This is a genomic window from Pantoea sp. DY-17, assembly GCF_019795975.1.
Lineage (GTDB): Bacteria > Pseudomonadota > Gammaproteobacteria > Enterobacterales > Enterobacteriaceae > Pantoea > Pantoea leporis.
In genome coordinates, this window is the sequence record NZ_JAIMIG010000004.1 from 478,677 (window position 1) to 500,543 (window position 21,867).

Annotated in this window: 21 protein-coding genes; 16 read left to right on the forward strand and 5 right to left on the reverse strand. The window is 55.0% G+C overall.

Translation table 11 applies throughout. The features are described from left to right. The first annotated feature begins 98 nt into the window (after positions 1-98). Positions 99-722 (forward strand): response regulator transcription factor, encoded by a 624-nt coding sequence (locus K5Y33_RS18990; protein WP_222234909.1) that lies wholly within the window; start codon positions 99-101, stop codon positions 720-722. A gap of 322 nt (positions 723-1,044) precedes the next feature. Next, a complete protein-coding gene (locus tag K5Y33_RS18995) occupies positions 1,045-3,048 on the forward strand; it encodes an NADPH-dependent 2,4-dienoyl-CoA reductase (RefSeq protein WP_222234910.1) in 2,004 nt (667 codons plus the stop codon). Here K5Y33_RS18995 and rlmG read toward each other — a convergent pair whose 3' ends face one another. Continuing rightward, positions 3,049-4,167 carry a 23S rRNA (guanine(1835)-N(2))-methyltransferase RlmG gene (gene rlmG / locus K5Y33_RS19000; RefSeq protein WP_110867387.1) on the reverse strand — a complete coding sequence of 373 codons (1,119 nt, stop codon included), beginning with the start codon at positions 4,165-4,167 and terminating at the stop codon, positions 3,049-3,051. Between the two features lie 81 nt (positions 4,168-4,248). Between rlmG and K5Y33_RS19005 the strand changes: the two genes are divergently transcribed. Continuing rightward, on the forward strand, positions 4,249-4,749 hold the full coding sequence (locus tag K5Y33_RS19005; RefSeq protein WP_101762916.1) for a M48 family metallopeptidase: 501 nt from the start codon (positions 4,249-4,251) through the stop codon (positions 4,747-4,749). Here the strand turns inward: K5Y33_RS19005 and K5Y33_RS19010 are convergent. Next, positions 4,746-6,434: a chloride channel protein gene (locus K5Y33_RS19010; protein WP_222234911.1), complete on the reverse strand. Its 1,689-nt coding sequence runs from the start codon at positions 6,432-6,434 to the stop codon at positions 4,746-4,748. The genes K5Y33_RS19005 and K5Y33_RS19010 overlap by 4 nt on opposite strands. A 139-nt stretch (positions 6,435-6,573) precedes the next feature. Between K5Y33_RS19010 and K5Y33_RS19015 the strand changes: the two genes are divergently transcribed. The 3 genes from K5Y33_RS19015 (at position 6,574) to sstT (ending at position 10,284) form a co-directional block, all read left to right on the forward strand. Next, on the forward strand, positions 6,574-7,560 hold the full coding sequence (locus K5Y33_RS19015; RefSeq protein WP_192412319.1) for a Gfo/Idh/MocA family protein: 987 nt from the start codon (positions 6,574-6,576) through the stop codon (positions 7,558-7,560). Between the two features lie 272 nt (positions 7,561-7,832). Further along, positions 7,833-8,804 carry a TerC family protein gene (locus K5Y33_RS19020; protein ID WP_008103489.1) on the forward strand — a complete coding sequence of 324 codons (972 nt, stop codon included), beginning with the start codon at positions 7,833-7,835 and terminating at the stop codon, positions 8,802-8,804. A 232-nt stretch (positions 8,805-9,036) separates the two neighbouring features. Next, positions 9,037-10,284, forward strand: coding sequence for a serine/threonine transporter SstT (sstT, locus tag K5Y33_RS19025; RefSeq protein WP_101762914.1), 1,248 nt, complete (start codon positions 9,037-9,039; stop codon positions 10,282-10,284). Between the two features lie 44 nt (positions 10,285-10,328). Here sstT and K5Y33_RS19030 read toward each other — a convergent pair whose 3' ends face one another. The 3 genes from K5Y33_RS19030 to uxaC are packed head-to-tail and all read right to left on the reverse strand — an operon-like array spanning position 10,329 to position 14,690. Further along, entirely contained in the window at positions 10,329-11,819 is a 1,491-nt protein-coding gene (locus K5Y33_RS19030) for a UxaA family hydrolase (RefSeq protein WP_222234912.1), read from the reverse strand. Positions 11,820-11,823: 4 nt separating this feature from the next. Continuing rightward, on the reverse strand, positions 11,824-13,272 hold the full coding sequence (locus K5Y33_RS19035; protein WP_222234913.1) for a tagaturonate reductase: 1,449 nt from the start codon (positions 13,270-13,272) through the stop codon (positions 11,824-11,826). A gap of 2 nt (positions 13,273-13,274) precedes the next feature. After that, entirely contained in the window at positions 13,275-14,690 is a 1,416-nt protein-coding gene (uxaC, locus tag K5Y33_RS19040; protein ID WP_222234914.1) for a glucuronate isomerase, read from the reverse strand. Positions 14,691-15,063: 373 nt separating this feature from the next. Between uxaC and K5Y33_RS19045 the strand changes: the two genes are divergently transcribed. The 10 genes from K5Y33_RS19045 (at position 15,064) to K5Y33_RS19090 (ending at position 21,849) form a co-directional block, all read left to right on the forward strand. Continuing rightward, positions 15,064-16,365 (forward strand): MFS transporter, encoded by a 1,302-nt coding sequence (locus tag K5Y33_RS19045; protein ID WP_101762910.1) that lies wholly within the window; start codon positions 15,064-15,066, stop codon positions 16,363-16,365. Between the two features lie 88 nt (positions 16,366-16,453). Next, positions 16,454-17,227, forward strand: coding sequence for a transcriptional regulator ExuR (gene exuR / locus K5Y33_RS19050; RefSeq protein ID WP_008103503.1), 774 nt, complete (start codon positions 16,454-16,456; stop codon positions 17,225-17,227). A 334-nt stretch (positions 17,228-17,561) separates the two neighbouring features. Further along, complete coding sequence (locus K5Y33_RS19055; protein ID WP_101762908.1) at positions 17,562-18,239, forward strand: DedA family protein; 678 nt, start codon at positions 17,562-17,564, stop codon at positions 18,237-18,239. Continuing rightward, positions 18,236-18,604 carry an EnvZ/OmpR regulon moderator MzrA gene (gene mzrA, locus K5Y33_RS19060; protein WP_222211333.1) on the forward strand — a complete coding sequence of 123 codons (369 nt, stop codon included), beginning with the start codon at positions 18,236-18,238 and terminating at the stop codon, positions 18,602-18,604. The genes K5Y33_RS19055 and mzrA overlap by 4 nt, the downstream gene beginning before the upstream one ends. Before the next feature lie 174 nt (positions 18,605-18,778). Continuing rightward, positions 18,779-19,150, forward strand: a complete 372-nt coding sequence (locus K5Y33_RS19065; protein WP_146001298.1) for a DUF1090 domain-containing protein — start codon at positions 18,779-18,781, stop codon at positions 19,148-19,150. A 35-nt stretch (positions 19,151-19,185) separates the two neighbouring features. Next, positions 19,186-19,491 carry a YqjD family protein gene (locus tag K5Y33_RS19070; RefSeq protein WP_007890363.1) on the forward strand — a complete coding sequence of 102 codons (306 nt, stop codon included), beginning with the start codon at positions 19,186-19,188 and terminating at the stop codon, positions 19,489-19,491. 2 nt (positions 19,492-19,493) lie between these two features. Further along, positions 19,494-19,892 (forward strand): phage holin family protein, encoded by a 399-nt coding sequence (locus tag K5Y33_RS19075; RefSeq protein WP_192236531.1) that lies wholly within the window; start codon positions 19,494-19,496, stop codon positions 19,890-19,892. Beyond that, positions 19,889-20,173 (forward strand): YqjK-like family protein, encoded by a 285-nt coding sequence (locus K5Y33_RS19080; protein ID WP_008103516.1) that lies wholly within the window; start codon positions 19,889-19,891, stop codon positions 20,171-20,173. The genes K5Y33_RS19075 and K5Y33_RS19080 overlap by 4 nt, the downstream gene beginning before the upstream one ends. Before the next feature lie 210 nt (positions 20,174-20,383). After that, entirely contained in the window at positions 20,384-20,794 is a 411-nt protein-coding gene (locus K5Y33_RS19085) for a DoxX family protein (RefSeq protein ID WP_008103518.1), read from the forward strand. A gap of 80 nt (positions 20,795-20,874) precedes the next feature. After that, positions 20,875-21,849, forward strand: coding sequence for a glutathione S-transferase family protein (locus K5Y33_RS19090; protein ID WP_101762904.1), 975 nt, complete (start codon positions 20,875-20,877; stop codon positions 21,847-21,849). Positions 21,850-21,867: the final 18 nt, after the last annotated feature.

A 21,867-nucleotide genomic window follows, 5' to 3' on the forward strand; every position in this document is an offset into this window, starting at 1 on the left:
ATCATAATCTTATCGAGACATTTCTCGGTTCGCCCTATTAATCTGGCGGACATAATGGCCGTCAACGTCATCATTACGGTGCCGTTAAAGGGAGAGATATGTTTAATGCAAAAATTCTCATCGTTGATGAGCATCGTTTGGTTGCCGCCGGCGTGCAGGCTTTATTATTAATGAATGGCTTTAATTGTGTCACTACTGCGCACACAATTAACGATGGTATTGATGACATCATTCATCAACACATCGACATACTAATATTAGACCCTGACTTTAAAGAAAAAAATGGCATCGCATTTTTACGCGATATCGTCAAATCAAAGACGTGGATGAAAGTCATATTGATTAGTCGGGATGGCAACAACCACCTTTCAATACAGTCACTTAGCCAGGGCGCGAACGGGTTCGTGTCAACTTACGATCCCATTCAAACACTGATCGCCGCCATTGGCTGCGTTTCTAATAATGTGAATTATCTACCGGGCGACATTCTGGACAAACGTCAGCGTTATGCAAATGAGCAAGATATGCTTTCTCGCCTGACTGACCGTGAAAATTTAATTTTGCGACAGCTCGCACAGGGGAAGTCGAATAAAACCATCGCTTGCGAATTGGGATTAAATAATAAAACAATCAGCACTTATAAAACAAAGATATTCCAAAAACTTGAGTCAAAAAACCTGGTTGATATCATCGAACTTGCACGTCGCAATGGGGCTTGTTGAAAGAAAAATCAAGACTAGTCTTGCTGATTAATAACGTTATGGCGTGGCATGATATGCCTTGTCCTAACCTCGGACAGTTTTTAAAAAGATTGAGTTATAAAGGAATTAATAACCACAGAGCTAATTTATTAGCCCCTTCTTCATGCTATTACAGGGCGAGTAGGTTTCTTCCCGTGCCTGCCGAAAGAAGTCCGATACTTTCGTCTGCGACTTACCGCCCTGCTTTTTTTTGATACTTCTCACAGGCTGAACGCCACACACTTCCTTCCCTGCAAAATCCCGCTAGAGTTCACTCATCCGACCACTCTCTGAGTATGTGATTATGTCTGAGCATTATGCCCACCTGTTCGCCCCGCTGGATTTGGGTTTCACCCAGCTTAAAAATCGTTTCCTGATGGGTTCGATGCATACCGGACTGGAAGAACACGCCGAGGGCGCAGAGCGTCTGGCCGCTTTTTACGCTGAGCGCGCGCGTGAAGGCGTGGCGCTGATTGTCACTGGCGGTATCGCGCCCAATCCGCAAGGCGTGGTGGCACAAGGCGGAGCGATCCTCAACCAGGAAAGTCAGTGCAACTGGCACCGTATCATCACCGATGCGGTACGTGCAGAAGGCGGGAAAATCGCGCTGCAAATTCTGCATGCCGGGCGCTACAGCTATCAGCGTGACCTGGTTGCCCCATCGGCATTACAGGCGCCGATCAATCCTTTTACGCCACAAGCGCTCAGCGATGCGGATATTCAGCAAACCATTCAGGACTTCGCGCACTGCGCCAAACTGGCGCAACAGGCCGGCTATGACGGCGTGGAGATCATGGGCTCGGAAGGTTATCTGATTAACCAGTTTCTGGTGGCGCACACCAATCAGCGTGAGGATGACTGGGGCGGCGATGTGACGCGACGCCAGCGCTTTGCGTTAGCGGTGACGCAAGCGGTTCGTGATGCCGTCGGCAGCGACTTCATCATTATCTTCCGCCTGTCGATGCTCGATTTGGTCAATAACGGCAGCTCGCTGGAAGAGACGCTTTCACTGGCGCAAGCGTTGGAGCAGTGCGGCGTTACGCTGTTTAACAGCGGCATTGGCTGGCATGAAGCGCGCATTCCCACCATCGCCACCTGCGTGCCGCGTGCTGGTTTTGCCTGGGTCACGCAGCACCTGCGCGAGCGCGTATCGGTGCCGGTCATCGCCACCAATCGCATCAACCATCCCGATGTAGCTGAACAGCTTTTGCGTGATGGCATCGCTGATATGGTCTCGATGGCGCGCCCTTTCCTCGCCGATGCGGCTTTTGTCCGTAAAGCCGAAACCGGCCAGCCCGATGCCATCAACACCTGCATTGCCTGTAATCAGGCCTGCCTCGATCAAATCTTTGTTGGCAAAATCACCTCTTGTCTGGTGAATCCGCGCGCCTGCCACGAAACGCTGATGCCGGTGATCGCCACCAAGCAACCGAAACAGCTGGCGGTGGTGGGCGCGGGACCCGCGGGTATGGCGTTCGCGCTGCAGGCGGCGCAGCGCGGCCATCAGGTCACGCTTTACGAAGCCGATGCGCAAATTGGCGGACAATTTAATATCGCCCGGCAGATTCCCGGCAAAGCCGAATTCAGTGAAACGCTGCGCTATTTCCGTCACCAACTTTCTGCCGCAGGCGTAACTATTAAAACGGAACATCGCGTCAGCGCTGACGAACTGGCAGCCGCTGACGAAGTGATCATCGCAACCGGTATCTTGCCGCGCCAGCTGACGATTCCTGGCATCGATCATCCCAGCGTGCTGAGCTATCTCGATGTAATACGCGATAAAAAACCGGTGGGAAAACGCGTGGCGATTATCGGCGCGGGCGGCATTGGTTTTGATACCGCCGAGTTTCTGCTGCATCAAACCAGCCATGACGATTTTTACCAAAGCTGGGGCATCGATCGCAGCCTGCAGGCGCGAGGTGGTTTGATGGCGCCACAGCTACAGCCCGCCGATCGGCAAATCTGGCTGCTGCAACGTAAATCCGGCAAGCCGGGCGCAGGCTTAGCGAAAACCACCGGCTGGATCCACCGCGCCAGCTTGCAGGCGCACGGCGTGCAGATGTGGGGCGATGTCGAATATTTGCAGATTGATGATGCAGGACTGCATCTGCGTCATCAGGGCGAAGCGATGACGCTGGCGGTGGATAACGTGGTGATTTGTGCCGGACAGGAACCGCTGCGCCTGCTGGCGGATCAGCTCAGCGCGCGTGGCAAATCCGTACGTGTGATTGGGGGTGCGGATGTGGCGCAGGAGCTGGATGCTCGCCGCGCCATCGCTCAGGCGACCGAACTGGCGCTGAGTGTGTAATTAGCGCAGTTTGACCGAACGCAGTACCACGAACTTGGCGTTGGACGCCACCAGCTCGCAGTTGCCAAACAGCTTTTTCATTTTGACGTGATAACCGAGGTGGCGGTTGCCGACGATGCGCAACTCGCCGCCATACTGCAGGCAGCGTTTCGCATCACGCAGCATTTGCCATGCCAGATGATCGGTTACCGCGTGCTGCTGATGGAATGGCGGATTGCACAGCACCGCGTGTAGGCGATCGGACGGGAAGCCACTCAGCACGTTGTTAACGCGAAACTGACAGCGCGCCATATCCTGCGGACGGTTCACTTCCACGTTCAGTTTGCTTGATGCCACCGCCATGTAGGATTCATCATAAAACAGCACGTCCGCGTTTGGGTTCTGTTCCAGTGCCAGCAAGCCAATCACGCCGTTGCCACAACCCAGGTCGAGAATCTCACCTTCAATGTCAAAAGGCAGATGCTGCATAAAGAAGCGTGCGCCCACATCCAGCGACGCGCGGGAAAACACGTTGGCGTGATTGTGGATCTGGTACTCAGAATCATCCAGCGGCCAAACGGTGGTGGCGGGCTGATCCGCTAATTGCGGCGCAGTGAAGCGGCTGTAAATCAGACGCGCTTTTTTCCACGCCAGCGAGGTTTTGCTCTCGCCGAGGATGCGCTCGAACAGTTGCAGCGTGGAGTTGTGAATATCTTTGGCTTTCGCCGCCGCCAGAATCAGCGTGTCTGGCGTCACCACTTCGCGCAGTGCACGCAGTTGATGCTCGAGCAGCGCCAGCGCTTTGGGGATTTTGATCATCACCACCGCCGGTGCGGCCGGCAATGGCGCCAGGCTATCGAGAAAATGCACCTGATCTTCATCCATCTCATTGAGTCGCAGGTTCTGTTTTGCCGCCTGTTCGCTCAGCAGTGAATCGCTGACGTGCCACACCGGACGTGCACCCAACCCGCAAGTCAGCGCGCCAAAGCTGTCGTTGAACACCAAAACCGGTCCCTCGGGCAGCGCTTGCTGCAACAGGTATTCATCGGCGGAATCCCACGCCTGTAGCGGGCTTTCCTCACGCATTGGCGGGAAGCGGTGCAGCGTCAGCGTGCGATTGGTCAGTTCAAGTTGGCTCATGGAATCTCCGGCGTGGTACACTTTGCGCGATTTTCGCCCTAAAAAGGGGGCGCAGTATACTGTCTTTCGCCGGGAATCCCAATGTCATTAATCTATCTGCAGGGCTACCCTGAAAACATCCTCGAGCAGGTTCAGACGCTGATCGAACATGAGCGCTTAGGTGCCTTTCTCCAGCAACGCTATCCCGATACGCACAATATCGTCAGCGACCGCGCGCTCTATGATTACACACAGGCGCTGAAAAACCGCTATATGCGCAGCGCGCCTCCAGTGAGCAAAGTGATTTGGGACAATAAGATCAAGGTGATGAAGCACGCGTTGGGACTGCACACGGCGATTTCGCGCGTGCAAGGCGGCAATCTAAAAGCCAAAGCGGAGATTCGCATCTCCACTTTCTTCCGCCTCGCACCGGAAGCGTTTTTGCGCATGATCGTGGTGCACGAGCTGGCGCACCTGAAAGAGAAAGAGCACGACAAAGCGTTTTACCAACTCTGCTGCCACATGGAACCGGATTATCACCAGCTGGAATTTGACGCCCGCTTGTGGATGACCGATCAGGCGATGCGCGGCAACGCAGCTTAAAGAAACTCCTGCGCTTTTTGGATCAGGCTGGTTTTGGTCAGTGCGCCCATAAAACGGCGCTCCTGCGGATTATTTAGCACCGGCAGGCGTTCAAGCGTGACGCGGGCAAAGGCTTCCCAACCTTCGCGCATGCTTTGATTCTGATAAATGCAGGGAAAGTTATTGTCCATCACGCTACTGACTGGCGAATGCAGCGTGATCTCCTGCGACAACACCTTGCGTGAGATATCGTGTATCGACACCACACCGAGAAATTGCCCTTCACTATTAATCACATAGACATAACGTTCCCGCTTGAGCGAGCTCACCGCCAGCGCCTGCCCTACTGACTCTTCTGGCTGCAACGCCGCGCCGGGAATGATCAACTGATCGACACGCATGTTATCGAAATCATACTTGGCTTCGGAACGACTGAAATGGCTGCTCACCACTGGATAAGTGCTGGACGATTGCAGGCGATACACCACCATCGAGGCCAGCACTGACGCGATCATAATCGGGAACAACAGGCTGCTATTCAGCGTCATCTCAAGCACCATCAGCATCGCCATTAACGGTGCCTGGCTGACCGCCGCCAGCACCGCCGCCATGCCGATGGCCGCATACAGCAAAGTATTGCCGACCGGTAAATGCAGCATCACACCTATCTGCGCCAGCGCCACGCCGAGCAGTGCGCCGATCAATAAGGAAGGGGTAAACAGCCCGCCCACCGCGTTGGAACCCACCGACAGCGTGGTCGCCAGCGTTTTTAGCACCAGCAATCCCAGTAATCCCATCAGTAGATATTGGCCATCAATGATTTTCACGATCACTTCGTAACCGTTACCGAGAATATCGGTGGAGATCAGCGCCAAAAAGCCCACTGCTAATCCACCGGCGCCGAGCCGCAGCGGCAGCGAACGCACGCGGCCAAACAGCGCCTTGCTACGCGCAATCAGTTTGATCAGCAGCCAGCCGGCGATACCGGCGACAAAACCAATCAGCAACGTCATCAGCAAACTGCTGATATCCATCTGGAATAGCGCTTCGGATAACGGATATAGCGCGCTGCGAAAACCCAGCGACCACATGGTCATCACCGCCACCGCCGACGAGACAATTAGCGGAATCAAGCGTTGTAGCGCCGAGATGCCAAAAGCGATCTCCGCGACAAATATCGCCGACGCCAAAGGGGCGTGATACACCGATGAAAGCCCGGCAGCAGCGGCCATCGCCACGATATCGCTGTTACGCAGATTCAGCGATTTGGGCAGCCAGCGCCCGATTAAACTGCCGCTCAGCGCCGATAGCTGCACCATCGGCCCCTCTTTACCTATCGACGCGCCGCTGCCGATGCTGGCCATCGATGACAGCGCACGGAACAGCGAGGTTTTGGTTGGTACCGCATCGAGCCGCGCGTTGATCACCTCCAGATAATCGGTCTGCACCGTTTCCTGTTTCTCAATCGCCACCGCATAGCGCAGGAAAAAACCGGCTAATACGCCGCCGGCGCCCACCAGCAGCGGCCAGAAGATCCACGGCCAGGCATGCATCGCCACGGTGATTTCACTGTCACTGTTGAACAGCAGATGGTTGATCAATTCAATTACGCCGCGAAAGGCCAGCGTCACCAGCGAGGCCACACATCCAACGGGGATGGCGATCAGTAATGTGGTCCAGTTCAGAGCATGTTTACTTCCACTCACCCGCGCGTCCCCGCTAAGTCGGTTAAAAAGTTGTGCGGCATCATCATATTGGAATGCGGATCTCAGGATCAAATTTCGCCTGCCTGGCGCTCAGATGAACATGTTACTCTGCCGTTTTACTTTAGCAGGAGAGCAGCACGTGATTCGTTTCGCCATCGTGGGAACCAACTGGATTACCCGCCAGTTTATCGACGCCGCGCATGAAACCGGCAAAATGAAGTTGAGCGGCGTCTATTCGCGTAATCAGCAGCAGGCAGACGCGTTTGTGGTGGATTATCCCTGTAAGCTGACCTTCACCTCTCTGGATGAGCTTGCCGCCAGCAGTGAGATCGATGCGGTGTATATCGCCAGTCCGAATGCGCTGCACAGTGAGCAGGCGATACTGTTTATGTCACATGGCAAGCATGTGATTTGCGAGAAGCCGATGGCGTCTAACCTGCGTGAAGCCGAGGCGATGATTGCCTGCGCGCGCCAGCATCAGGTAGTGCTGTTCGAAGCCTTTAAAACCGCCAGCCTGCCCACCTTCCTGCAACTGCAAAAAACGCTGCCGCAATTGGGCAAACTGCGTAAAGCCTTGATCAACTATTGCCAGTATTCCTCGCGTTATCAGCGCTATCTGGATGGTGAGAACCCGAATACCTTTAATCCTCGCTGGTCGAATGGCTCGATGATGGATATCGGCTTTTACTGCCTTGCCGCCGCTGTCACCTTGTGGGGTGCGCCACAGCAGGTCAAGGCGCAAGCTTCCCTGCTGGAAAGTGGCGTTGATGCGCATGGCGTGGTGGTGCTGGGCTACGGCGATTTTGATGTCACGCTGCTGCACTCAAAGGTCAGCGATTCACTGATCCCGAGTGAAATTCAGGGCGAAGCGGGATCGCTGGTGATTGAAAAGATCTCCGAGTGCCAGCAACTGCGCTTTATCCCGCGCGGTGGCGAGAGCCAAAACCTGACGCAGCCGCAGCACATCAATACCATGCTGTATGAAGCCGAAACCTTCGCCAAATTGGTGGAAGCCGGTGAAGTTGAGCATGCGGCCTTAGAAAACTCGCGCATCACGGCACAGTTGCTCACGGAAATCCGTCGCCAGACCGGCGTGGTATTCCCGGCGGATCAGACTGAAGTGTAAATATTGCAAAACATTTCCAAAGCCCTCTTGAAAGCGATTATCGAACTCCGTATGTTTAGCGCTGCAAAGGGGAGTAACTTCTACGCTGATTGATCGTCATTACGATGCGCCACGCAATATGCGTTACGCATCCGGTCGTCAGGCAACCCGGAATCTATTCTGAGTTGTAAGTGAGACCTTGCCGGAAGGCGAGGTTTGCTTGCAGCACGATCAAAGCGGCTGACGTCTTCTGACTTCAGCCGCTTTTTTTATTTCTGGAAAAGGATACGACTATGCACTCAGTTGGCACACCGTTACTTTGGGGCAGCTTCGCTGTCGTAGTGCTCATCATGCTGGCGATCGACCTGCTATTACAGGGCCGACGCGGCGCACAAACCATGTCATTCAAACAAGCAGCGGTCTGGTCGCTGATTTGGGTGTCAGTTTCACTGCTGTTCAGCGCCGCCTTCTGGTGGTATCTCGACGGCACCGCCGGACGTGAAGTCGCCACCGCGCAAACCCTCGCTTTCCTCACTGGCTACGTTTTAGAGAAAGCGCTGGCGGTGGATAACGTTTTTGTCTGGCTGATGCTGTTTAGTTACTTCGCTGTACCGGCCAACCTACAGCGCCGCGTGCTGATTTATGGCGTATTGGGCGCGATTGTGCTGCGTACCATCATGATCTTCGCTGGCAGCTATTTGGTTACTCAGTTCAGCTGGATCCTTTACGTGTTCGGCGCCTTCCTGCTGTTCACCGGCCTGAAAATGGCGTTGGCGAAAGAGGAAGATGACAGCACGGTGGGCGACAAACCGGTGGTGCGCTGGCTGCGCAAACATCTGCGCATGACCGATAGTCTGGACGGCGAGAAGTTCTTCACCCGCAAAAACGGTGTGCTGTTTGCTACGCCGCTGCTGCTGGTGCTGATCATGGTTGAACTGAGCGATGTGATTTTCGCCGTGGACAGCATTCCCGCGATCTTCGCGGTGACCACCGATCCGTTCATTGTGCTGACTTCCAACCTGTTCGCGATTCTTGGCCTGCGCGCCATGTACTTCCTGCTGGCTAACGTCGCGGAGCGTTTCTCGATGCTGAAATATGGCCTGGCGATTGTGCTGGTGTTTATCGGTATCAAAATGCTGATTGTCGAGTTCTATCACATTCCCGTCGGCATCTCGCTGACGGTGGTGGGTGTAATTCTCGGCGGTACGCTGCTGATCAACGCCTGGGTAAACCACAGAAACGACCAAAAGAAGATCTCACCATAATCTTCTGCAGGGGCGCTAATCGCCCCTGCTTTGTTTCGCCAGTGGCAACCTTCACCTTTTATATATCTGTCACACTTCCCATCATCAGCAGATCAAAAAACCGATCTGCTGCGCATGCACAGAATTATCTCTTTCCTCATAAGCTCTTTTCCTTATACTCCGCCGGGCAAACCGTTGTGCGTGGTGGAACCGCGCACAATACTCATGACCGCGAATATAAAAAGACTGTGATATGCAAAACAACTTTATTGGACGTCTGGGCGCACTGTTCGCAGGAAGCCTGGTAAAACAAATCATGATCGGCCTGGTGGCGGGCGTGGCGCTGGCGTGGTTCTCACGCGATGCCGCACTGGCCGTTGGCTTGCTGGGTGAGCTGTTCGTGCGTGCGCTAAAAGCCGTCGCGCCGCTGTTGGTTTTGGTGCTGGTAATCTCTTCGATTGCTAACCATCAGCAGGGACAGAAAACCAATATCCGCCCGATTATCATGCTGTATCTGCTCAGCACGTTCTTTGCTGCGGTTGTGGCGGTGATCTTCAGCCATCTGTTCCCTCAGACGCTGTCGATGAACGTCGGCGCCACGCAAATTACGCCGCCGTCGGGTATTACCGAAGTGCTGCACGGTTTGCTGATGAGCATGGTGTCGAACCCGATTGAAGCACTGATGAACGCCAACTACATCGGTATTTTGGTGTGGGCGCTGGGATTGGGGCTGGCGTTTCGTCATGCCAGCCCAAGCAGCAAAGCGTTTCTTAATGACGCGTCCAATGCCGCGACCTGGGTCGTGCGCTGTGTGATCCGCTGTGCGCCGCTGGGAATTTTTGGTCTGGTGGCCTCTATTCTCGCCTCAACCGGCTTTGACGCGCTGTGGGAATACGCCAATCTGCTGGCGCTGCTGCTCGGCTGCATGCTGATTATGGCGCTGGTAATCAACCCAATGCTGGTGTTCCAGAAGATTCGCCGCAACCCGTATCCGCTGGTGTTTACCTGCATGCGTGAAAGTGGCGTCACCGCGTTCTTCACCCGCAGTTCAGCGGCCAACATTCCGGTCAATATGGCGCTGGCGAAACGTCTCAATCTGGATGAAGACACGTATTCCGTGTCGATCCCGCTGGGTGCCACCATCAGCATGGCTGGCGCATCCATCACCATCACGGTGTTGACGCTGGCGGCAGTACATACGCTGGGTATTGCGGTGGATGTTCCAACCGCCATTTTGTTGAGTCTGGTGGCGTCACTGTGTGCTTGTGGCGCATCCGGTGTGGCCGGCGGTTCGCTGCTGCTGATCCCGGTAGCCTGCAACATGTTTGGTATTCCGAATGATTTGGCGATGCAGGTAGTGGCGGTGGGCTTTATTATTGGCGTGCTGCAGGATTCCGCCGAGACCGCGCTGAACTCCTCGACGGATATTCTGTTTACCGCGGCCGTATGCCAGGCCGAAGCCGAGCGGCAGCCGCGTCGCACGGTGTCAGAATCGGAGTAAGGTAAGGTTTTTGAATATGGGTCGCCATTCATGGCGACCTGGTTTTACAAGGTCACACCGCTTTTAAAGATGGCTAACTCGCGAAAATCATTAGTTTCGTTGCGCGCGGGTTGGCCATTGGCAATCGCCACAATCATATCGACGAAGTCCTCCAGCATCTCCGCCATACTCATTCCTTCAAGCAAACGCCCGGCATTAAAATCGATCCAGTGCGGCTTCTTCTCGGCGAGCTGCGTATTGGTGGCGATCTTCACCGTCGGCACAAAACCGCCGTACGGCGTGCCGCGTCCGGTGGTAAACAGCACCATATGACAGCCGGCGCCCGCCAGCGCGCTGGTTGCAACCGCATCGTTGCCCGGCGCACTTAACAGATTCAGTCCCGGTGTATGCAGGCGCTCACCGTACTTCAGCACATCCACCACCTGACTTTGTCCGGCCTTCTGCGTACAGCCGAGCGACTTCTCCTCCAGCGTGGTGATGCCGCCCGCTTTGTTGCCGGGTGATGGATTTTCATAGATCGGCTGCTGGTGATCGATAAAGTAGCGCTTGAAGTCGTTAATCATCGCCACGGTTTTTTCAAAGGTGGCTTCATCGCGGCAGCGACTCATCAAAATGCGCTCTGCGCCAAACATCTCCGGCACTTCGGTCAGCACCGTGGTACCGCCGTTGGCAATCATCTGGTCGGAGAAACAGCCCAGCATAGGATTGGCGGTGATGCCGGAAAAACCATCCGAACCGCCGCACTCCAGACCAAACTTTAGCTCGCTGAGTTTGCCCGGCTGACGCTGATCCGCGCGCATGGCACCATAGAGTTCGTGCAGACGTTCCAGCCCCGCTTCCACTTCATCATCCTGCTTCTGGCACTCCATGAACTGCACGCGATCGCTATCGAAGCCACCAAGCGTTTCACGAAACACATCAACCTGATTGTTCTCGCAGCCAAGCCCAATCACCAACACCGCGCCGGCATTGGGATGGCGCACCATGTTCTGCAACATGGTGCGGGTGTTCTCGTGATCCTGCCCAAGCTGCGAACAGCCAAACGGATGGCTGAACAGATGCACGCCATCAATGCCTTCGGCGTCATTGGTCTCTTTCATAAAGCGCGTCAGGATTTGCCGCGCGATGCCGTTGACGCAGCCCACTGTGGGCAGGATCCACAACTCATTACGGATGCCCACTTCCCCGCTGGCGCGACGATAGATCTGCACGTCGCGATCGCCAGCTTGCGGCGGCAGATCGAGAAAATCGGGTTGATAGTCGTACTCATCCACGTCGCTCAGGTTGGTGCGCGCATTGCTGGAGTGAATGATTTCGCCGGCCGCAATCGGTTGAGTGGCGTGCGCGATCGGCAAACCGTATTTGATCACCAGCGCGTCGGTGGCTAAAGGCTGCAGCGCAAACTTATGGCCGCGTCCAACCTCCTGCTGCAAGGTGATCGCCTGTTGATTGATTTCGACCTGGGTATTGGCTGGCAAATCGCGCAACGCCACAGCAACGTTGTCGCGTGAATGGATTCTAATGGCATCTTGCATAGCGTTATCTCAGTTGTGTCAACGCCGTCCGCATCCCTTGGACGATGATGTTTTGCAGGTGTTGGCTGACCACAGCCACTAATCCGGGCTGCTGAGTGAGATCTTCGCCCCAGTGATTGGCGTCGCTGAGTACCGCACGCACCAACTGTTCTGGAGTCTGTTTATCGTTATTTACTGCTGACCACAGTTCAGCGAAACGCTGCAGCCACTGTTCGTCGTCCTGCAGCGGCCAGTGACGTTTGCCCTCTGCACCGCGATAAAAGGCCAGCAGCGCGGCAAAGGCAAAAGTCAGCCGCACAGGCCATTGCCCGTTTTGCTGCTGCGACAACAACAATTGCGGCAGCAAACGGGTGCGGAATTTGGTCATGCCGTTAAGGGCGATGGAGAGCAACGCATGGCGGATAAAGGGATTGCGGAAGCGACGCTGCACCGCGTCGGCAAAGGCGTGCAGCTCGTCACGCGGCAGATCCAGCGTGGGGATGACCTCATCGCGCAGCAGCGCATCGACAAAGCCAGCCATCTGCGCATCATCCATCGCCTCTCCCACGCTCTCCAGCCCGCCCTGAAATGCCACCGGCACCAGCGCGGTGTGCGCGCCGTTAAGGATCGCCACCTTTTGCGCTTTGTACGGTGTGATGTCCTCCACCAGCTTCACTTCCGGTGCCAGCGCGTGCAGCTGCAGCTCCTGCGCCAGTGCATTTGGTCCCTGAATCACAAACTGGTAATAGACTTCGCCCGCCACCAGATAGCGATCTTCGTAGCCTAATGACGCTTCGATCGCCGCGCTATCCGCGGGATAACCGGTGACAATACGATCCACCAGCGTGTTGTAGAACGCGCAGTGATCCTGCACCCAGCGGGCAAACGCCGGCGGCAGCTGCCAATGCTGGCTGTAGCGCAGCACCAGCTCACGCAGCGTGTCGCCGTTGTAATCGATCAGTTCACAGGGCACCACCAGCCAACCTTTATCGCTGGCACCGGAAAAATGGTTGAAGCGCGCCCACAGCAGCTGCGTCAGCTTGCCGGGGAAGGATGAGGCGGGCGTGTCGTCCAGCCGATCCTGCTCCGCAAAGGCAATGCCGGCTTCTGTGGTATTGGAGAAGACAAAGCGCATCTGCGGTGCGCGTGCCAGCGCGAGAAACGCATCAAACTGCTGATACGGCTGGATTTCACGATTCACGCTGCGGATCAGGCGGGCTTCACTCACCTGCTCGCCCGCCGCATTGAGTCCGCGAATCAGCGTGGTGTATAAGCCATCTTGCTGATTCAGCGTCTCTTCCACCACGCGGTTGCGCGGCCGCACCACCACCACGCCCGCATCGGTATTGTGATGCTGATTAAGCCAGTCGAGCTGCCAGCCGATAAAGGCGCGCAGGAAGTTGCCTTCACCAAACTGGATAACGCGCTCGCTGTAGTGCGCGCCAGGAAAATCGTGACGGTTGAGTCGCTGCATTATCAGGCTCCCAGCTCAATGCCGAAGTAATCGCGCGCATTGTTGAAACTGATGTTCTGTACCATCTGTCCTAACAACGCCTCGTCTTCAGGCGCTTCGCCCCGCGCCACCCAATTGCCGATCATCTGGCACAGCAGACGACGGAAATATTCATGACGCGTGTAAGAGAGGAAGCTGCGGCTGTCGGTTAGCATGCCGACAAAGCGGCTCAGCAGGCCGATTTGCGCCAGCTGCGTCATCTGCCGCTGCATGCCATCCAGCTGATCGTTAAACCACCACGCCGAACCAAACTGCATCTTGCCGGGTTCGCCTTCACCCTGAAAATTGCCTGCCATGGTCGCCAGCACTTCGTTGTCGCGCGGGTTGAGGCAGTAAAGAATGGTTTTGGGCAGCGCGTTATTGCGGTTCTGCGCATCCAGCAGACGCGCCAGCGGAATCGCCAGCGGCGCATCGTTAATCGAATCGAAGCCCACATCCGGCCCGAGGTTATCGAACTGGCGGCGATTGGCGTTGCGCAGCGCGCCAATGTGATACTGCTGCGCCCAGCCGCGACGCGCATATTCGCTGCCGAGCCACACCAGCACGGCGGTTTTAAACTGGGCCGCCTCTTCAGCGGAAGGCGCTGCACCTTGCAGTCGGCGCGCCAGAATGCCATCCAGCGTGGCGTCATCCGCTTCCGCAAACACCACCACATCCAGCGCGTGATCGGAAATTTTGCAGCCATGCGCGGCGAAGTGATCGAGTCGCTGGCTTAAGGCGCGGCGCAGATCGTCAAAGCGCTGCACGTTAACATCCGCGACCTGCGCTAAGCGCTGAATCCACGGCAGGAAACTCTCCAGCTCAATGTTAAAGGCTTTGTCCGGACGCCAGCTCGGCAGCACTTTGACGTCAAAGCTGCTGTCCTGCGCCAGCTTGCGGTGATGCTGTAAATCGTCGAGCGGATCGTCGGTGGTGCCGACCATTTTCACCTTCATCTGCTGCATGATGCCGCGCGCGCTGAAGGCGTCCTGCGCCAGCAGTTCATTGCACTGCTGCCAGATGCGATCTGCGCTCTGCTCATTCAGCAGCACATCGGTAATGCCAAAAGGGCGGCGCAATTCGAGGTGCGTCCAGTGATAGAGCGGATTGCCGATGGTATGCGGCACGGTACGTGCCCAGGCGTTAAATTTCTCACGATCGCTGGCATCGCCGGTGCATAACGCTTCCGGCACGCCGTTAGCGCGCATCGCACGCCATTTGTAGTGATCGCCTTTCAGCCAGATGTCATAGAGGTTGGTGAAGCGGTAATTATCGGCAATCTGCTGCGGCGGTAAGTGACAGTGATAGTCGAAAATCGGCTGATCTTTAGCGTAGTTGTGGTACAGACGACGGGCGAACTCGGTGTCGAGTAGAAAATCCTCACTCATAAAACGCGACATACCTGCTTCCTCATTTTGTAGCCAGATGGCTTTTAACTAAAAGTTATCATACCAATTTAAACGGGCGGCAAAATTGTTTGCGATCCGACTCACAATAATGACAGTTTCACTGTGGGTATATGGACGATTATGTTGCGGATAATGCGTTAAATGGCTGTATTAACGATCTTTCGCCCTAACACACACTGGCCGCAAGGTTTATGTGATGGCATTCAACTTTTAAAGCGGTATAACAAGTTAACCTCTCGCTCCGTTGCTAACGGGATTAATGGCACAGGCAAGGAACTGCGGGAGTGAACAGCACTGTTCACGTCTTCCCGCTCCAGATAACTACAGCGGTAAAACCGCAACGACAGACTGGACGAGGTTAATAATGCGTAAGATCAAAGGGCTACGCTGGTACATGATTGGGCTGGTGACGCTGGGCACCGTGCTCGGTTACCTGACGCGCAATACCATTGCCGTCGCTGCGCCCACGCTGGAAACGCAGTTGGGTATCACCACGCAACAATATTCTTATATCGTCGCCGCCTACTCGGCGTGCTACACCATCATGCAGCCGGTAGCCGGTTATGTGCTGGACATGCTCGGCACCAAAATTGGTTATGCAGTGTTTGCCGTGCTGTGGGCAATCTTCTGTGCGGCAACCGCGATGGCGGGCAGCTGGGGCGGCTTTGCGCTGGCACGCGGCGCGGTGGGTGCCGCTGAAGCAGCAATGATTCCCGCAGGCCTGAAAGCCAGTAGCGAATGGTTCCCTGCCAAAGAGCGTTCGGTGGCGGTGGGCTATTTCAACGTGGGCTCGTCAATTGGCGCAATGCTGGCGCCGCCGCTGGTGGTGTGGGCGATCATGGCGCACAGCTGGCAAATGGCGTTCATTATTACTGGCGTGCTGAGCATGGTGTGGGCCCTCTGCTGGCTGGTGTTTTATAAGCATCCTAAACAACAAACCAAGCTGAGCGATGAGGAGCGTCACTACATCATTGCCGGCCAGGAGTTGCAGCATCAAACCGGTAATAATAAGAAGATGTCGGCACGCCAGATCCTGCGCAATCGCCAGTTCTGGGGCATTGCGCTGCCGCGTTTCCTCGCCGAACCCGCGTGGGGAACGTTTAACGCGTGGATTCCGTTATTTATGTTTAAGGTGTACGGCTTCAATTTGAAAGAGATCGCCATGTTTGCCTGGATGCCGATGTTGTTCGCCGATCTCGGCTGCATCGTCGGTGGCTACTTGCCGCCGCTGTTTCAGCGCTGGTTTGGCGTCAATCTCATCGTCTCACGCAAACTGGTGGTGACCATGGGCGCGGTGTTAATGATTGCGCCAGGCACCATTGGGTTGTTCACCAGCCCGTATGTGGCGATTGGGTTGTTATGCGTCGGTGGTTTTGCCCATCAGGCGCTTTCAGGCGCGCTGATCACGCTCTCTTCGGATGTATTTGGCCGTAACGAAGTGGCTACCGCCAACGGCTTAACCGGCATGGCGGCCTGGACGGCGAGCACCCTGTTTGCGTTGGTGGTCGGTGCGCTGGCCGATACGCTGGGCTTCAGCCCGCTGTTCGCGGCGCTGGCGGTGTTTGATCTGCTAGGCGCGGTGGTTATCTGGACGGTGCTGAAAAACCAGCCGGTTTCTGAACTCGACGATCAGCCTGCGGTGCAGTCCGCTGCAGTACGCACCTAACCTTCTCGGGCTGGCATCGGCCAGCCCATTTCCTCTGTGCGGCTGAAGTGGTATAACAACTCAACTTTCTCCCACAGCGGACCGCGCAATGGACCTGACCGAATCACGACGCCTCTATCAACAGCTCGCCAGCGAACTCAAACGCCGCATTGAAGCTGCCGACTACCGGGTCGGCGACAAACTGCCTGCCGAGCGTCTGATTGCGGAAGAGATGCAGGTGAGCCGTACCGTGGTGCGTGAAGCGATCATCATGCTGGAAGTGGAAGGTTACGTGGAGGTGCGGAAAGGTTCCGGCATTCACGTCATCAGCAGCCAGCAACAGAACCGCGTGGTAACGTCCAGCCAGCTGGAGTTCGCTAATTTCGGCCCCTTCGAGTTATTGCAGGCGCGCCAGTTGATTGAAAGCAACGTGGCTGAGTTTGCCGCCACGCAGGTGACACGCCAGGATATCGTGGCATTGATGGCAATTCAGGAGAAAGCGCGTCAGGAAGATCATTCGCGCGATTCGGCGTGGGATATGGAGTTTCACGTGCGCATTGCGCAATCGACGCAGAACAGCGCCTTAGCAGCGATTGTCGAGAAGATGTGGCTGCACCGTCTGCACAATCCTTACTGGTTAAAGCTGCACGAACATATTGATGCCAAAAATATCACCAGCTGGTGTGACGATCACGACCAGATTCTCAAAGCCCTGATCCGCAAAGATCCCGCCGCCAGTAAGCTGGCAATGTGGCAACATCTGGAAAATACTAAGCAGATGCTGTTTAACGCCACCACCGACGATTTTGAATTTAACGTTGATCGTTACATGTTTGCTGAAAATCCGGTCATCCTGCCTGAAGGTAGCGAAAACCCACGCTGATCCTGCTTATTTTTCAGGCGTTTTGTTGCTGAAAAAGTCAGTTAGTCTGCAATAGTGTCAGCTCATGTAAAGCTCCTTTTGACCACCTGCGTCTAAAGGTAAAACTCCTGTGCGGCAGGCACTTTCCCCTGTCTGGATAACGTTATTTTTGTTACAGTTATCGCCCTTTTATTACCCTTTGCGACAGGGCTTTAAAAAGTCGCTGATTTAACAATCAATTCTGGAAGGATCCGGAAACTCCTGCTCAGGCTGCTTATCTAAAATGTATAACCAACGCCAGTCTGCGCCTAAGCCCCTCACGGGCACGTTTAACAATGATGTTCAGGAATGATTGATGGATATTTTGCAAGCATTGCTGCATGCCTTATGGCAGCAGGATTACGAAATGCTCTCCGACCCGACGTTGGTTTGGGCCATTTATGGCGTGTTGTTCATGATTCTGTTTCTGGAAAATGGATTGCTGCCCGCCGCCTTTCTGCCGGGCGATAGTTTACTGATTTTGGTCGGCGTTTTGATTGCTAAAGGCACCATGGGTTTCCCGCTGACGCTGCTGATTCTGACCACCGGCGCCAGCCTCGGCTGCTGGGTGAGCTACATTCAGGGTCGCTGGCTCGGTAATACGCCTACCGTGCAAAAATGGCTTTCACACTTGCCCGCGCAATATCATCAACGCGCCCACCGATTGTTCCATCGCCATGGCTTGTCTGCACTGCTGGTGGGTCGCTTTATTGCCTTCGTTCGCACCTTGCTCCCTACCATCGCCGGGCTTTCTGGCCTGAGTAATGCGCGCTTCCAGTTCTTCAACTGGGTAAGTGGCTTCCTGTGGGTGCTGATCCTTACCGTGCTGGGCTTCGCGCTGGGTAAAACGCCGATTTTCCGTCGTTACGAAGATGAGCTGATGTTGTGCCTGATGCTGCTGCCGCTGGTGCTGCTGGTGGTTGGCCTGGTCGGTTCTTTAGTGGTTATTTGGCGTAAACGTCAGTCAGCGCGTAGCGGGAATTCACAGTCATGATCACATTCCGTGGATTCCCAAGGCGTTTCCTGCCTTGGGCGCTGGGTGGCGCGTTGGCGCTGCTGGCGATCTGTTTCATTCCGACCTTGATGCAGCATGAAACCGTGGTGCAGATCCGCGTCGCCAACAGCGGCACCAATCTGCCCGATGGTTTTTATCTTTATCAGCAACTTTCTGCGCAGGGCGTGCGTATCAAAAGTATTACGCCCTCCGGCGATGCGCTGGTAATTCATTTTGAGAATGAAGAACAGAGCCTGGCGGCGCAAAAAGTGTTGAAGCGCCTGTTGCCACAAGGCTTTGTCGTCGCCGCTGGCCCGCAGGCTTCGCAGCAATATCCTGACGCCAGTCGCCCAATTTTTAGCTAAATTTCACCGCCTGACGTTAAGCCAGGCGGTGAGCTAATCCTCGCTATCCCCGCGTCTTCTTTGAATTTTTTCGTCTGCTGTCTATCCTTAGAGATAGCGTAAGCCTAAGACATGCTGGGAAGCTTCTCCTGTCTGCTCTCGGGCAGGTCATCAACAATGGAAGGTCACAACCTGATGAAACATCAATTACTGCTAGGTGCTATTCTTTTTTCACTCTCGGGTTCGCTGCTGGCGGCTGAATCGCTCTGCCAACAAAAAGAGCAGGATATTCAACGCGAGATCGATATGGCGAAACAGCACGACAACCAGCGCCGCGTTACCGGGCTGGAGCGCGCGTTGACCGAAGTCCGCGCAGGCTGCACCGATGAGAAGCTGAAATCTGCACATAGCGAACGCATCGCTGAGCAGAAGCACAAAATCGCCGAACGTGAGCGTGAGCTGAAAGAAGAGCGTCAGGATGGCGACAAGGACAAAATTGAGAAGCGCGAACGTAAGCTGCTCGATGCGCAGCACGAACTGAAAAAGCTTGAAGCTGAACCTTATTAATCGGACTTAACTCAATGCTGTAAAAGGAGATTTCCATGGCTAAAGAAACAACATCTGAACATCTGCGCGCTGAATTGAAAAATCTGGCTGATACCCTGGAAGAAGTGCTGAGCAGCTCAGCAGATAAATCCAAAGGTGAGCTGGATAAACTGCGTCATAAAGCGCGCGGCGCTATTGAAAGCTCCCGTGAACGTCTCGGCGATTCCGGCGAACGTATTGCACAAACCACGCGTGAAGCAGCGGAAAAAGCGGACGAATACGTGCGCGACAATCCGTGGCACGGCGTGGGTATCGGTGCAGCGGTAGGTATTCTCATCGGCATTTTAATCTCACGGCGTTAATGATGAGTGATAGTCAGCAAAGCCACGGCCCCGGCAAAGGGGTCTTTAACATCGGTCAACGGGTAGTTACCACGCTGGTTAGCATGGTCGAGACGCGCGTCAGACTGGCAATTGTGGAACTGGAAGAGGAAAAGGCCAACCTGATTCAGATGCTGATGATGGTGGGCCTTACTATGCTGTTTACCGCTTTCGGTCTCATGAGCCTGATGGTGTTGATCATCTGGGCGGTGGACGCACAATATCGCTTGATGGCGATTGCCATCACTACGGCGGTGCTATTTGCTCTGGCGCTCATCTTCGGTTTGTGGACGTTATACAAATCGCGTCAGTCAACGTTGTTGCGCCATACGCGTAAAGAGCTGGATACCGATCGTAAACTGCTGGAGGAGCATCGCTCATGAGCCGCCGCGAACGTGAAGCACGCATTCACGAACTGCTCAATCAGGTGCAGCAGCAGCGGCTTGACCTCAGCGCCGACAGCCGCGACTGGCTGACCAGCACCGCGCAGTACGATCGCGGCTGGTTAACCATCATTGGCATGCGTCGTTATCTGGCGATTGGCAGCAGTGCATTGGCCATTTGGTCGATTCGCAGCCCCAATCGTCTGCTGCGCTGGGCCAAGCGCGGTTTCGGCGTCTGGAGCACCTGGCGCATGATCAAATCGACTTTAAATACCCGCTAGCTTCTCTCTCTCTAAAACCGGATCGAATTGATTCGGTTTCACTCCCCCTCAAATTTACTGAACAACATTGACAGTTTATCTCGCTTACAACTCTTTCAACCTGCGATTATCATCTTCCTCCATCAGCCCAGTGAACTGAAACAACCGGTTCAAGGGGATTCAAAACCCGCAGGCCAACAACCTGCAACAAAAACCTTGTTGGAGTAGATGATGAAAAAATTCGAAGACTCAGGCCTGCTGGTAGCACGCGTACTAATGACCATTCTGTTTATCACCGCAGGCTGGGGCAAAATCACCGGTTACGCCGGTACCGCACAATACATGCAGGCAATGGGCGTCCCAGGCTTCCTGCTGCCGCTGGTTATTCTGCTGGAGTTCGGTGGCGGCCTGGCGATTCTGTTCGGTTTCCTGACGCGCTTTACCGCCCTGTTCACCGCTGGCTTTACTCTGCTGACCGCGTTCCTGTTCCACAGCAACTTCGCGGAAGGTGTTAACCAGCTGATGTTCATGAAAAACCTCTCCATCGCCGGTGGCTTCCTGGTGTTGGGTCTGGTAGGTCCAGGCGCTTACAGCATTGACCGACTGATTCGTCAGCGCGTTCAGCCAGCGACCGCACGCTAAGCAGCACAAGCGTTAGAGAACACATATACTGAATTGCAGGGGTGGGGATTTTCCTCGCCCCTTTTTATTATGGAGGGCTTATGGGACAGCTGATTGACGGTGTCTGGCATGATACCTGGTACGATACGAAGTCAACCGGTGGCCGCTTCAAGCGCACAGAAGCCGTCTGGCGTAACTGGGTTACCGCCGATGGCAGCGCCGGTCCAACCGGCAAAGCGGGCTTCGCCGCTGAGCGTGGTCGCTATCATCTTTACGTCTCGCTTGCCTGCCCGTGGGCGCATCGCACGCTGTTAATGCTTAAACTCAAGGGATTGGAGGAGATGATTTCAGTTTCGGTGGTGCATCCGCTGATGCTGGAGAACGGCTGGACCTTTGACGCCAGCTTCCCTGACGCCACCGGCGATGCGTTGTATCAAAAAGAGTTTCTCTATCAAATCTATCTGCACGCCGATGCGCACTATTCCGGCCGTGTGACCGTGCCAGTGCTGTGGGATAAAACCCAGCAAACCATCGTTAGTAATGAATCTGCCGACATCATGCGCATGCTCAACAGCGCTTTTGATGCGCAAGGTGCCCGCGCGGGTGACTATTATCCGGCGCAGCTACGCGACAAAATTGATGAAGTGAACAGCTGGGTTTACGACACGGTCAACAATGGCGTGTATAAAAGCGGTTTTGCTACTTCGCAGGCGGCGTACGATGAATCGGTAACGGCGCTGTTCCATTCGTTAGCGCGTCTCGAACAGATTCTTGGCCAACACCGCTATCTCACTGGCAACCAACTTACCGAAGCCGATTTGCGCTTGTGGACCACACTGGTGCGCTTCGATCCGGTCTACGTCACCCACTTTAAGTGCGATCGTCACCGCATCAGTGATTACCGTAATCTGAGCGGCTTCCTGCGCGACATCTATCAGATGCCAGGCATCGCTGACACGGTTAATTTGCCGCACATTCGCCATCACTACTACTGCAGCCACAAAACCATCAACCCAAGCGGCGTGATCTCGCTGGGTCCAGCCTTTGACTGGGATGAGCCACACGGCCGGGGTTGATGTTCTTACCCTCTCCCA